Annotated in this window: 7 protein-coding genes, 1 pseudogene and 1 other annotated feature; of the genes and pseudogenes, 2 read left to right on the top strand and 6 right to left on the bottom strand. The window is 34.6% G+C overall.

Features of this window, described 5'->3' with window-relative positions; translation table 11 throughout:
• Positions 1-188 precede the first annotated feature (188 nt).
• Both ileS and C568_RS0116005 read right to left on the bottom strand, forming a co-directional pair.
• The gene (ileS, locus tag C568_RS0116010; RefSeq protein WP_018782111.1) at positions 189-3290 is read right to left on the bottom strand and encodes an isoleucine--tRNA ligase; all 3102 of its coding nucleotides are present in this window, start codon (positions 3288-3290) and stop codon (positions 189-191) included.
• A 54-nt stretch (positions 3291-3344) separates the two neighbouring features.
• Positions 3345-3584 (bottom strand) — a binding site (T-box leader).
• 115 nt (positions 3585-3699) lie between these two features.
• Positions 3700-7908: a bacteriocin-processing peptidase family protein gene (locus tag C568_RS0116005; RefSeq protein ID WP_018782110.1), complete on the bottom strand. Its 4209-nt coding sequence runs from the start codon at positions 7906-7908 to the stop codon at positions 3700-3702.
• Between the two features lie 433 nt (positions 7909-8341).
• On the opposite strand from C568_RS0116005, the gene C568_RS0116000 reads away from it, so the two are divergent.
• A complete protein-coding gene (locus C568_RS0116000; RefSeq protein ID WP_003197308.1) occupies positions 8342-8908 on the top strand; it encodes a PadR family transcriptional regulator in 567 nt (188 codons plus the stop codon).
• Positions 8908-10080 carry an MFS transporter gene (locus C568_RS0115995; protein WP_003197306.1) on the top strand — a complete coding sequence of 391 codons (1173 nt, stop codon included), beginning with the start codon at positions 8908-8910 and terminating at the stop codon, positions 10078-10080. The genes C568_RS0116000 and C568_RS0115995 overlap by 1 nt, the downstream gene beginning before the upstream one ends.
• A 184-nt stretch (positions 10081-10264) precedes the next feature.
• Here the strand turns inward: C568_RS0115995 and C568_RS0115990 are convergent, their stop codons facing one another.
• From C568_RS0115990 to C568_RS31960, 4 genes and pseudogenes are all read right to left on the bottom strand, one after another.
• Positions 10265-11092: a DegV family protein gene (locus C568_RS0115990; RefSeq protein WP_006094703.1), complete on the bottom strand. Its 828-nt coding sequence runs from the start codon at positions 11090-11092 to the stop codon at positions 10265-10267.
• Positions 11093-11371: 279 nt separating this feature from the next.
• Complete coding sequence (locus tag C568_RS0115985) at positions 11372-12253, bottom strand: methyltransferase domain-containing protein (RefSeq protein WP_018782109.1); 882 nt, start codon at positions 12251-12253, stop codon at positions 11372-11374.
• A 175-nt stretch (positions 12254-12428) separates the two neighbouring features.
• Positions 12429-13058 (bottom strand): Type 1 glutamine amidotransferase-like domain-containing protein, encoded by a 630-nt coding sequence (locus tag C568_RS0115980; protein WP_029427370.1) that lies wholly within the window; start codon positions 13056-13058, stop codon positions 12429-12431.
• Positions 13059-13760: 702 nt separating this feature from the next.
• Positions 13761-14341, bottom strand: a pseudogene (locus C568_RS31960) (hypothetical protein).
• Positions 14342-14540: the final 199 nt, after the last annotated feature.

Raw genomic sequence — 14540 nt, 5'->3', positions numbered from 1 at the left:
ATGAGTTTCTGAAAATTGGTGGTAATATTAACTTGTTGAAAACGACATGTTTCGACAAATACAAATAACCCTCTTTACCCCTGAATCCCTGCCCGACATTCCGCAGGGATTCTTGTAATTTTTTACGCTCCATTCTCAAGTTACTTTTATAAAAAATTCGAACTTTCCATCTATATCCTATTTTTCATTTAGCTAGCTGGACTCAGTTTAATACGAACCTTTTTCTCACCTAAAGAAATTTCATCCTCTTCTTGTGACAATGCTTTAAACGTAAATTGTTTTACTAATAAATTTTCTTCTAATAAATCTTTATGCTTTGTTAGAGTGTTTTGTAATTCATCCTCTGTATCCAAAATAACATCTACTCGTAAATTAACTGGTAAATTCAATTGTTTTCGATACTCTTGAACAGCTCGAATAAATTCTCGCGCCACTCCTTCTTGTAATAGTTCATCTGTCACATTCGTATCTAACATTACCGTATATTGTCCATTTGTAGTATTAGAAAACCCTACTTTGGGTACTTGTTCTACTAATACATCTTCAAGCGTTACAACAACTTCTTCCCCAGATACAAGCTTACACAATGCTTTTTCAGTCGAAACAAAGTTTTGTACTTCTTCTTGCGATAATTGTTTTAGCCATTGATTTACAGCGTTAACGTTCTTCCCGAACTTCGGTCCTGCAGTCTTAAAATCGAGCTTTAATTGGTACGATGTATACTGTGTTTCATCTAATTCTACATGAAATGCTTTTACGTTCAGTTCATCCATAACAATATCACGATAGGATTCCCAGTCCACTTTCTGCTCATGGTGCTCAAGTAATACAAGCTCTGCTAATGGTTGCTTCACTTTTAATCCATGCTGATTTCGGTTGCTACGTCCCAGCTCAACAACTTGTAAAACGGCATTCATTTCTTGCTCTAACTTGGTTTGAATAAGCGTTTCATCCGCTGTTGGATAATCTGTTAAATGAACACTATTTCCTTCTAAGTTAAGATGAATATCTTCCGCGACAAATGGAGTAAACGGAGCAAGTAATTTACTAAGCGTAACAAGCACTTCATGAAGCGTTTCATATGCACCTGCCTTTTCAGGATTCATGCCAGACTCCCAAAAACGATTGCGCGAACGTCTTACATACCAGTTACTAACCTCATCTACAAGAACCGCAATTTCACGCGCTGCATTTGTAAATTGATACTCGTCTAATGCATTTCTTACTTGTTTCACTGTACTATGAAGACGTGATAATACCCACTCATCTAATTTCGTCCGCTTGACCTCATACTTTTCTTTTGGATTGTATTTATCTAAGTTTGTATATAAAACATAGAAGCTATATACATTCACAAGTGTATCTACTAGTTTTGACTTCGCCTCTTGCACAGTTCTTTCAGAAAAACGCTTTGCATTCCAAGGTGCACTATCAACAAGAAGTGCCCATCTTAATGCATCTGCACCAAATTTCTCGACTAATTCTACTGGATCTAATGCATTCCCTTTACTTTTAGACATTTTCTGTCCTTGTTCATCTAACACATGCCCAAGAGATAATACACGTTTATATGGTACTTTTCCGGTATATAAAGCCGCTACTGCTAATAAACTATAAAACCAACCACGCGTTTGATCGACACCTTCAGCGATTACATCAGCTGGAAATTGTTCCTCAAAAAGCTCTTTATTTTCAAACGGATAATGATACTGTGCAAATGGCATCGAACCGCTATCAAACCAAACGTCGATTACTTCTGGCGTACGAGTCATCGAACTACCACATTTTTCACAGCATACCTTCACTTCATCTACATACGGTTTATGCAGTTCTAAATTTTCTGCTGTATGCCCTACGCTATGTTTTCTTAATTCATCGATGCTCTTCGGTGCAAATTGATGATCACAGTTTTTGCATTCCCATACGTTTAACGGTGTTCCCCAGTATCGTTTTCGGCTAATATTCCAGTCCACCATATTCTCTAAAAACTTTCCAAATCGCCCATGTTTCATATGATCTGGATACCATGTGACTGCATCATTATTCTTTAAGAATGTCTCTTTGATCTCAGTTGTCCGAATGAACCAGCTTTCTCCAGCATAATACAAGAGTGGTGAATCACAGCGCCAGCAATGCGGATAACTATGTTCATATTTTTCTTTAGAGTATAACAATCCTTCCTGCGCTAAGTAACGAACAATATCAACATCACATTCTTTCACAAACTTCCCTTGTAAAAATGGAACAGCTTCCGTATACTTACCTTGTTCATCCACAACATGAAGGAATGATAATCCTTGATTCTGTACAACTTTATAATCATCTTCTCCATACGCTGGTGCGATATGAACAAGCCCCGTACCACTATCTCCCGTAACAAAGTCTGCCGAAATAACACGATAGCCATTCGTAACTTCATCCATAGGAAATGGTGCTGCATATGAAGTACCTACTAATTCTTCTCCTTTATGGGTAGACAATACTTGATAATCTTCTTTTAATACATTGCTTGCCAGCTCTTTTGCAACAATATAAACCGAATCAGCTTGCTGTGCTTTCACATACTCCATATCTGGATGTACAGCAAGTGCTACATTGGCTGGAAGAGTCCATGGCGTTGTTGTCCATCCAAGAAAGTATTCATTTTGACTATGCAATACTTTAAACTTTACCGTTGCACTTAAATCTTTTACTGTTTTATATCCTTGCGCTACTTCATGTGAACTAAGTGATGTTTGACAACTTGGACAGTATGGCGAAACTCGATGTCCTTTATATAGCAGCCCTTTTTCATGAATAGTCCCAAGAATATGCCATACACTCTCGATATAAGGATTTTCCAAAGTTACGTACGGGGCTTCCATATCGACCCAATATCCAATGCTCTCAGTAAATTCACGCCACTGCTTCTCATACGTAAATACACTTTCTTTACATTTTTGAATAAATGGTTCAATTCCGTACTCTTCAATCTCATGTTTACCAGAAATACCAAGCTGTTTTTCAACTCCCAATTCTACCGGTAATCCGTGTGTATCCCATCCAGCTTTTCGAAGTACTTTATATCCAGTCATTGTTTTATATCTCGCTACTAAATCTTTAATCGTCCGTCCGAGCGCATGCCCCACGTGTGGCAGTCCATTTGCAGTTGGTGGCCCCTCATAAAAAACGAAAGATTGTGCACCTTCACGATTTCGAATGGATTGTTCAAAGATATTCTGCTTATTCCACTGCTTGCGAATTCGTGTTTCTCTCCCTACAGCTGATTCTTTTACATTTACCTTCTCCATTTACAATCACTCCTTTGAAAATTTGTAAAAGCACACAAAAAACCCGTCCCTATAAATAGGGACGGGTTTACCCGCGTTACCACCCTAATTCTATTAGCATCTTAACTAATAGCACTTAGCAACGTACTAACATACGCGTTCTTTGTAACGGTAGACATCCGTCCGAGCTTACTTTATTCAGCCACGGCTCCTCGGAGATGATTTTCAAATAAAGTCTGTACACCGGCTTTCAGCAAGGCGCCGGCTCTCTGGGGAACAGTACAATATTTTACTCTTTCTCGTCTTCAGATTTGTATACTTTTATTAAAAGTTATTTTATTCCATGAAACAGACAATTGTCAATCAATTCAAAAATATATTTTCATTTTCGTCCTAGTTCTCGAATTTTATACATCATGAACAGTTGCTATTACTTTATTGTTTCCCACACTTCCTCTAACTCTTCATCTTCTTCTGCAAGCTCTGCAAAAAATCCAGTTTCATCCTCATGAAGAACAGTTTCAAGTTCTGCTTTCGCCTCAGCATTTCGATTTAAAACAGCTAAATAGTATGCTCTGTTGTATCGAACTAATAAATCTGAAGAATCAAAAGATAGTATATGAGTTGTTAGTTCTTCTGCCCTTTCTGTTTTTCCAATCTGATGATAAGACGCTGCTAAAGCGAGAAACATTGCATGATCTTGCGGATGGTGCAGTACTCCCTCTTCCAGCATTGCAATAGACTCTTCAAATCTTTCTTCACTTTGATATATTTCCGCTAGAGCAAGGAATGCACGGCTCACAAAAGGCATTCTTTCGATTAATTGTAAACAGATCTTTTCTGCCTGTTTTTCTTCCCCTAACATGAACAAAACATTTGAATGTAACAAGAGCATGTCATAATCATTTGGCTCTTCTTTACTCATCTGCTTTATTATTTCAAGAGCATCTCTTAACATCTCTTCATTTTCATCACCATGTTCGATGAGAAGATTTACAAGTTGCCGTGCCGCGCTAGTATTCCAAATGTTTTCTAAAGATGTTTGTAATACATCTATCGCTTCTGTAATCATATTCCCATTTTCATAAAATATCGCTAAACGCTGCGCTGCCATACTATTTTTAGCATTAAATTTTAAGGAAATTTCAAATAAATCAATAACAATTGTAATAAGGGAAATTTCTTTCGCACGGTTTTTCATTCGATAAAATGCTCTTGTAAGGATTGATTTCTTTGGCTCTTCATTTTGTTGTTGCTTACTCAGTCTCTCAGCAAGTGCAGATGCAGCGTACATAAATGCAGTACTTCTTTCTTTTTTCTTAATTGGCAGCAAATGAAGGGAATCTCGTATTTGAGATAATTTCCGCCTTTGTTCCATCGCTTGAACATACACTTCAAATACACGTTCATTTTCAATATCTTGCTTTATTAAATTTGTAACAAATGTAATTGCTTCCGGATTTCGCTTTTTAACAAGTACTTTTGCATAATGATATCGTACTTCCACATGTTCTTCATCCATTTGCAAAGCTTCTTCCATTAGTTCTTGTTCTTTATCTACATCTTTCATGGCGCCATATACATATGCAAGAGCGTCTAAACGCCACATTTCATTCACTCTGCCAGCCAATTTCTCTAACTCAGATAGAAGCTCTTTATGAAGAGAATTTTCTACTGAAAGCTCTGCCAAATACTCCATATTTACAATCATCGGTTCTTGGATCATTGCCTGAAGCATATGATGTTGTTCTTTTAAACGGTTTTCTTCTTTTTCGTATATTTCCGCTAACTTCAAATGTACTCCTATAAAGTTTGCATCTATTTCTAAGCAAGATTCATATGCTCTTTTTGCGTCTTCCAATTCCCCTAATACCATAAGGGATTCACCAATACGAAAATACGGAAGAGTACTCGGTCTATGCTTTATTGCTTGATGGTATCGTTTCATTGCTTGATCGTATTGTCCAAGAGATTCATATAAAATACCAGCATAACAGCCATACTCGGTAATATCCGCTCTTTCTTTTTCTAGTTTTCTTAAAAATGCTATCCCACGTTGTACAAATGGTGTCCCTTCAACTCTATTTACATATTCCCCCAAAACATTCGCTGTATTATTTTTCAAACATCGGATGCCATTTTCTAACTTTGACAACGCTATCTTTAATTGTTCTTCATTAGCCCCTAATTCCATTTCAGCATCCCACAATACCATTCCTGCATTCATTAGAAACTCATCATTTTGTTCAAATTTCTTTTCCATGCTGAAAATATAATGCTTTGCATCATTATACTGTTCTTTTGCCATATAAATTTGAACTAAACCAAAATGAGAATAAATGTCTCCATCATTTCCTTCTAAAGAACGTTTATATATTTTTTCAGCTTCTTCAAATTCATCATTTTGAAAATACAAATCCCCTAATCGAGTATATAATGATGATGATTCTTCGCAATTTTCGATACCCTGCGATAAAATTGCTTCTGCACTCTTCTTATTTTCTAGATCTGATTCATATATTTCTGAGAGTTTTACATATGGATATGGTACCGTTTTGTCTAATTGAATGGCGATGCGAAGTCCTTTGATTGCTAAATGCAATTTCTCCATTTGATGCGCACATTTGGCTCTTTCATACCATATATGTGCTTCATACTTATATTCTTTCAATAAATCATTAAACACTTCATATGCTTCCTCATAACGCTCTAAATCCATTAAAACTAAACCATGATTCACAAGAATAAACCTATCAGGATGACGTTGCAATGCAATTTGCGACATTTGCAAGCCCTGTTCAGACTGATCTATATACATATATGATAATGCCAGAAAACTCCATGCGATTGGCTGATCCGCATCTAATTGTAACGATGAGCGGAAGCTAGAAATTGCTTCCTCATACTCTTCTTTCTCTAAAGAATAACGGCCATGTATAAAATGATACAATGCTTGATTATTCTTTTTCTCAACACTTCGCAAGACATCACTAGCCCGCTCCAGATCTTGAATACGGATAAAGCATTGTGCACTATGTAGCTTAACAAAATCTGAATCCGGATATCTTTCCATTAACCTTTCAGCACAAAAAAGAATAAACTCTTGATTCACTTCAACATCCATATGTTTGATTGTGTATAACCACGTGTATGGATTTTCATTTGTCTCTTGTAAAAATGATACGAGTTTTTCAATCCCTTTTTTATCCTGCTCTTCTAAATGATCCGTCAGAGAGAATAGCTTTCGGAAGTATACATCTTCCTCTTCTACTAAAAATGACAATTGTTCCTTTTTCTCCTTAGGAACAAATACGATAGATAAACCATCGGTGTAGCGATATCTTTCCTGTAACTTCTCATATTCAACAAAAAGCGGTTCCAAGAAATTAGGATCTTGAACAAAAAAAGATTGTAACTGATCATCATATCCAGAAAGAACTTGAACATGGGATGCATGTTCAATATCTATACTTAATAAAACAGGAATATTTTGATCGAGTAATGCTTTATAGTTCTTTTCGTTCCCCTTGAAATAACGACAAACATAGCCCAATTCTTCTAAATAAGTAACCGTATCTGAAAATTTTGATCCTGTTACATCAAATATATGATTTGCGACTTCATCTTGTGTACGACTTTCTCCCAATAAGCGAAGCATCATCTCCAAGCTCGCTGGAACACAATAATTATCTTTTTGTACGATTGGTACTAATGGCAATCTTACTTTTTTCCCATTCGGGTATTTTTCTATATTATGATATAGTGACTCCTTCAAACATACTTCCGTTTTTAATAGAGCAAGTAACTCCTCGTTCTTATTCATTTTATACAACGCTTCTGCACGTAAATGTGTAAAATAAGCTTTATACGAATGGTACGGTAATATCTGATCGATCTTATCTATTACAGTTAACATTTCCTCATAACACTGTAAATCTAGTAAATGTTTCACCTTTTCGAAATAAAAATACGGTACTTGCGGAAACTGATCTATCGCATCATTAATCAATTGCAATGCTCGTTTCTGTTCACCTTTATATGCATATAGCTGTGATAATAAATAAACCGCTAGTTCTTCATTTTCCTTATGTTCCATCCCAGCTAAAAGTGAGTGCTCCGCTTTCTCCCATTCTCCTATTTGTATATAAAAATAGCCCCATTTATCAAAGACTGGACGTGTACTATAACTCTCAGCTTTTTTCATATATTGGAATGCTTCTTCATTTCGTTTCATTTCTAAAAGGCATCTTACTAATGTAAAGTAGGCTTTTGATAAAATATCAGAATCTATTTGTTCTGCCTTTATATCGTCCAAAGCGTCTTTTAATAACTTTTCAGCATCAAGTACTTTTCGGTCATCAATTAGCTCATCACAATATAAAGAGAGCGTTCTCATATTTGGAAATTTTTTATATGAATAGCGAATTAGGAAGGCACTATATTGATGCATAAGCCCTTCATCTGTAAGACGGATTAGCGTATCAAATTCCTCATGCCCTGAAATCAAAGAAAGCCATTCCTTCACATAGGAGAACGTATTGGTTTCTTTTATATGTGCAATTTCGTTATTTACATCCTGTAATCCATCTACAAATCGTTTCTCCTTCAAACACATCTCTAATCGCCTAAATTCTAACATGCATTCACCTCTAGTAATTATTTTTCTTGCGCATCAGTAAGCAGTATTCTTATCCGCTTGCTTAGATTCTACACAGCTTATATCATGTATTCAATTAAAATCTTATATAATCCTCGATAATAGAAAATATTATTTAAATTATAGTTTAAAAAGAATAAAAATAACTATTTTTTCATGTATTTTGTTTAATTTGGTGAAATAAAATTTATTTTATTAAGTTAATCACCACTTATAAATCAAAATTTTATACGGTGTTTGTACCCCATCTAAAATTCTTTACTTTCGCTGAATTTTGGGGTGGGTCTTATTTCCTGAAATAACGGGACATAACAATCCCCATCCTTTTATTGACAAAACAAATATTTCCACATATATTATAAATAAATACTAAACGTTTAGTATTCTATATTTTCTATTTGAACGGAGGATACATATGACACGTTTAATGGTGCTAGGTTTACTCATGCAATACGGTCCTATGTCTGGATACGAATTACAACAAGCTATGCAATCAGCACAAACAGACACTTGGGCAGGTGTTTTTCCCGCTTCGATTTATCATGCTTTAAAAAAAATGGATAAAGAAGGATTAGTAGAGCTTGATGCCGTTGAAAAAACGGGCAATCGTTCCAAAGCAATTTATAGTGTTACACCTGCTGGAAAAGATGAATTCTATACACTCATGCTTCAGTCATTCCAGCAATCTTCAGTCGTATTCCCAACAGAGTTATATACAGCACTTACTTTTTTCGATACAAATACTGTTTCTCTTGAACACATTTCATCCGCCTTACAAGATCAAAAAAAGAAAATTATAGAAATGTACGAGAATATGAAAGCTGGACAATCTATTAAAGAAAAAATGATAGACATTCCAGAGCATGTGAGCCTGATTTTTGAAAATATTTATGAACAATGTGAAATACAGCTACGTTTCATTGAAAAAATGGAAAAAATGTTATCTCGATTAGAAAATAAGAAGAACACGGAGGAAAAATGATGGAAGCTAGGTTAAAAATGTCTCGCGTGCAAAAAGCTTCGTTATGGGTTGTAGCAGTAGCTGTCTTTACGGATATGCTCATCTACGGAATGATTGTCCCAATCTTACCACGGTACGCAGAAACACTAGGTGCTTCCCAAACAGAGATTGGCTTTTTATTCGGTAGTTACGCTATTACTTTACTTCTTGCTACTCCCATTTTAGGAGTGGTTTCCGATAAGGTTGGAAGACGCCTCCCTATGATTCTAGGCTTATTTGGACTTGCAGCAGCGACTCTATTATTCGGACTTGCAAATAGTTTCTGGTTGCTCGTGCTCGCAAGAATGCTACAAGGTATATCTGCAGCAGCAACATGGACAGCTGGATTAGCACTTCTAGCAGATGTGTTCCCTCTGCAAGAACGCGGAAAGGCCATGGGTCTCGCTTTATCGGGACAAGCAGCTGGGATGCTCCTTGGTCCAACAATCGGCGGGGCACTTTATCAATGGGGAGGGTATCATCTTCCCTTTATTATCGCTGCCAGTATTGCACTCATTGATGGTATATTACGAATAACATTACTTCATAATGAACCAAAATCCAGCTCAAACCAACGAATTAGCTATCGATCTATCTTGAATATGCGTTCCCTATTTATTATGATCGGTATTATTATTCTAGGATCGGCCTTACCTAGCGCTTTAGAGCCAACTCTTCCACTCTACTTACAAGACACCTTACACCTTAGCCCTGGGACAATCGGACTCCTATTTGCCGTTCCAACTCTCGCATATGGATTTACTGCACCAATCATTGGCACACTTTCAACTAAAATTGGCAGAAAACAAACGATGGCAGTAGGCATAGCTTTGGCTGCTTTATGTTTCCCATTTACAGTGATTGTTTCTCATACCGCCCTGGAAATATTTGTACTTGCTATCCTTGGAATTAGTTTTAGCCTTTTACTAGCACCTGCTTTACCAGAACTTACATATCTCGCAGACAAAAACGGAGTTCATGCATATGGAATACTTTTTGCAATCTATAATACAGCCTACTCAATTGGTATGTTTTTCGGACCGATGCTTAGCGGAAGTTTATCAGATTTATTTGGATTTACAAATGCTTTCTACATATTTAGTGTTCTTCTTTTATGTTATCTGTGCTTGTTTTTGTGGAAAATGAAAAAATAACATTAGGTTATTACTATGAACAACATACGACCTCCAGCATATATCGTATGTTGGAAATCTTATCACGTTAATTTATTTTAATGGTTAATCACTTACTTATTACTAAAACACTTCATCTCTCATTCTCTAAATTATTTCCATCAACATAAAAAAATAAGAACCGGCACATCAAAAAACCCGTGAATTATTCACGGGTTTCCCCTTTCAAAAAGCTAATCGCAATTGTTCCAGCACCTGCATGAACAGCAAAAGATATAGGAAGTGGGTAAATTAAAAACTTCATTTCAGGAAATACTGCTCTGAAATCAGCAATCCATTCTTCTGCCCCTTCTTCATCATTCGCATGGAAAACATGGACTACTTTCGGCATTTCTTTTTCAAGTTCGCTTCGCATATATTCTTTACATTTTTGTATTTTACGAACTTTCTTCTCCAACACAAGTTCGCCATGTTTTACTTCTAGAATTAGGTTTACACTTAGTAGACTGCCTAGTATAAATTGTACACCTTTCACACGTCCACTTGCATATAGACCTTTCAAATCCTTTGGAAATACATAATAAGGACTACGTTCCACATGTTGTATTGTCTTTTGTATATCTTGTAAAGTCATACCCTTACGGTATAACGTTTGCGCTTTTGTTAAAATTTCATCCATTGGATAACTCGTTGTTTCACTATCTATTACAACTAGAGGAAATCCTGCCATTTCTGCTGCAAGTATCATATTTTGATAAGTGCCACTTACTTTCCCACTAATTGTGATTGCAAATCCCTCTTCATATTCTTCTTTACATTTAGAGAAGAGTGCAACCATATCTCCAAAATTAGGTTGTGACGTAGTTACAGTTATACCCTGTTTTAATGCATCGTAGACACGTTCACGAACACCTTCTTCACAGTCTTTGTAAGCCGTTCCATTAATAACAATTTCAATCGGTATAACAAAATTATCTGCACTTGTTGTAAAGTTTGCAGTTGTACTATCAGTAAACCAAGCAACACGCTTCATGTTGTTCCTCCCTTGTGCGCGTCCTTTTCTCGGACTTTTCTCACAATTCTATCTATTTTAGTTATAAAAAAGGACTATGCTTGTTATCATAACAAGACTATCTCTGTTTTTCCATAGGAAATGGGTGATTTAAGCGAGGTTTTCAAAATTAATATCGAATCTATTTTCATTCGTACACGATTTTGACATATTTTCTTTTAGAAAATACTATCAAACTAAAAAATAAGACTTCTAACATGTATACAGCGTTAGAAGTCCTAACTCATTTCTTTATTTACATTACTTGCTTTTCACTATGCCAAAAGTAATTTTCATACTTGGAGCATATACTAAAGAAGAATCTATAGTGAATGCTTTAGAAAATTGTAATTCTGCTTCGTACTGCACCATCGCTTCATTGTATATCAGCCCTCGATTTATTAAACGTTCAATGAATTCTTCTTTTTCAGCAGGAGTATTACCGATTCCCTCTTCCTTGAGTGATTGATACAATTGCTGTTTATCTCTTTGATCCTCATTAACATTAAGAAAATTAATCTTATCACTAACTCTACATTCAACATTTTCTACCCCTAGCTCACTTAGATATGTTGGTAATTTAATACCGATGTTTCCATCTTTACCATTTCGTTTTGCATCTTTTTCAAATAATTTTTGAAGAACACCAATCTGAACAATTTCTGATTGCTCTAGATTGTTAAGACTATACGAAGACATATTCGAAATCCAATGTGGTTCAAAGCATATGATATTACCTTCATCAACGACCGAGTCTATCATTTTTTGTAACATTGTCTTTGGATCGTTCATATGTAATAAAAAAGCATGACATACTGCTATATCATACTTACTTTCTAATTCAATTTCAGTAACATCTGCCTCAAGAAAGTCTGCTTCATATGGAAGAATGCGGAATAACTCTCTTGCTTTATTAATTAGTTTCTTCCCCTTATCAATTCCTGTATATCTAGACCCTATTGGTAACAGAGGTAATAGTTTCAGACCTAAATAACCATATCCACAACCATAGTCAACAATATGAACTGGTTTAGAGATTTTCCAAACTGAATTCACCAAAAAACTTAGATAATCATCGTTATAATATAGATCCCTTGTATTTCTCAAATACTCCAACTTATTATCCCAATCATACTCTTTCAATTGAGCTACCTCCTTCTGTTTATATTGAAATTGCTGATTTCGTTCCCTACTTTGAGCAAATGATAAAAATATTTTCTAGATATAAAAACACTTTTTCATGTCCATAAGTTCTTAATGTATCTAGACATCTGTTCAGCTCATTTAGACAAAATGTATTTGATAAATTGAAGCCAAATTAGATTTTTATAACATTTCCAATCAATTTAATATCTTCTCCATCAATAACTATCCCATCACCATCTTTACAAGCATAAATTGTCCTGTTTTTCAGCTTGGAATAATCCTTTAATAATTCTAAATATTTTTCACTTTGCTCCTCACTCCAATGAGGCATAAAATCAAAATCTACAAAACCTAAAGAGCTTCTATCCTCTAGTCCTATAATATCCTCGTCTACAAATTGAGCTGTATCAATACTTTTAGTAGATATTATACTACCTGCACTAACACCAATTAAAACCCCACCATTTTCCACATAAGATTTTAATGAATGTAATAAATTTCTTTTTCTTAGGGAATTTAAAAAGCGAAATGTATTTCCACCTGAAAGATGTATTGCATCATAATTAAATATGTTATTAACCTTTCTTTCATCGTATTCTTTATCTAAATCAAAATATTCTACTTTGCTAATTCCTAAATCTCTATAATATTTAACTACATTATTAAAATACTTTCCTGTTTCATCTGAAGATGATCGAAGATATGCTATTGAAGGGTTTTCTTTATTTAATAACCTTAAAAGCTCATAATCCAATTTTCTATCTTCTTGTATTTGATCGCTATATAATATCATTTTTCTCATTAAAATCCCCCATTTTCCATTTGGAAATTTCTTAATTTTCAGTTTCATGATCTTCTTTTTGACCTCTTTCACTTGTAAAGCTTAATACTAATTTTACAATATATCTCTATCTTTTTTGGATATATTGTAAATAATATAAAGTGAAGGCTAATAATCAGTGGAGGTTTCCTTCATTCCCTCCGATTATTAGCCTTCATCAATTTGGCTTTTACGGGTAGTTTATCTCCCACCTAACTTCTTATTTCTTCGGAGTTTTACTGTACGTAAATAGCTGTCCAGAGACAACTATCATCGTTACTATAAAAGCTTATATACTCCATAATAACGTACATAGTTCTTCCTTTTGAAACAATTATTATCGTTACTGAGATCCTATTCTAATGATTACATTTATTACTGTTACTCATATAGAATTTCTAATTCCACCTTGAGTATAAATGTACATCTATACATTTATACTCGTATTCATTTAAAGTTGTAACATTAAATATTTATCTTTTCTTCTCCACTTAAAAATTGTTAATTTAGATATACAGAAACAATATTTTAAAAATTCAACAGGTGTAAATGTAGCTTTGAAATAAACATTGATCAAAAACAACTCGAAAACCCTCATTTCACAATAAATAATAAGAAACCATTTTGAAGAAAGATGCTAGCTTTTTTATATAATTTTCGAAATCGGAAGTTGTTTATAAATGATCAGTTCTTATATTTTATAATAGTGCCGTTTGTATCTTTAAATTCTAAAACAGTCATAATGAGATCTAACGATTTTGGACCATCATCTAATTTATTAAGAAGGATCACGTACCATAAACTCCATCCTTTATCTTTGGTTCGTTTGGTAAGAATTTATCTAAATCTACAATATGTCCTGGGGTGGATTCATATGCTACCTTGCTAATAGATGGGTTCTTAAGATAACCAGAAATAACTTTTCCATTTGATATTCCCATAGTAGGTGATATACCAGAATCTTGTACTTCTAACTCACTTACATTTGTTCCTCCTGTCATCCCACTAACAGTCCATTTTCCATTTTTTATTTCTAAATCTGCTATTGAAATGTAATCACTAGGTGTAACAAAAAAGACTGTTTTTCCATCTATTTTTATAATACGCTCTAAAACAGAATATTTATTTGTTTCTGCATCACTTGTTGGTTTTAATCCGTGCTTTAATGCTTCTTGTGGTGTATCGTATCCTTTTGAAATCGAACAGCCACTAATGATAAGGGTTAAGGAACCTAATATAAGATATTTTCTAAGTTTTTTATGCAAAAATCATTCCTCCTATCACCTGTAAAAATATAGATTTATTACATTCTATCACTGTAGAGTTAGAATAAGTCGTACATTTTTTAATGAATATCGTATACATCTGAAGTTTACATAACACCACTTATCAGTAGTCAATAACGAAAATGAGAAAGCAGCAACGATATAGTTGCTGCTTTCTTCAATCAAAATATTAAGAATA

Origin of the sequence: Bacillus sp. 95MFCvi2.1 (assembly GCF_000374965.1) — a bacterium.
In the GTDB taxonomy this organism is placed as follows: domain Bacteria; phylum Bacillota; class Bacilli; order Bacillales; family Bacillaceae_G; genus Bacillus_A; species Bacillus_A pseudomycoides.
Note: the sequence above shows the minus strand (reverse complement) of the source record. Positions and strands in the feature narration are given on the sequence as shown.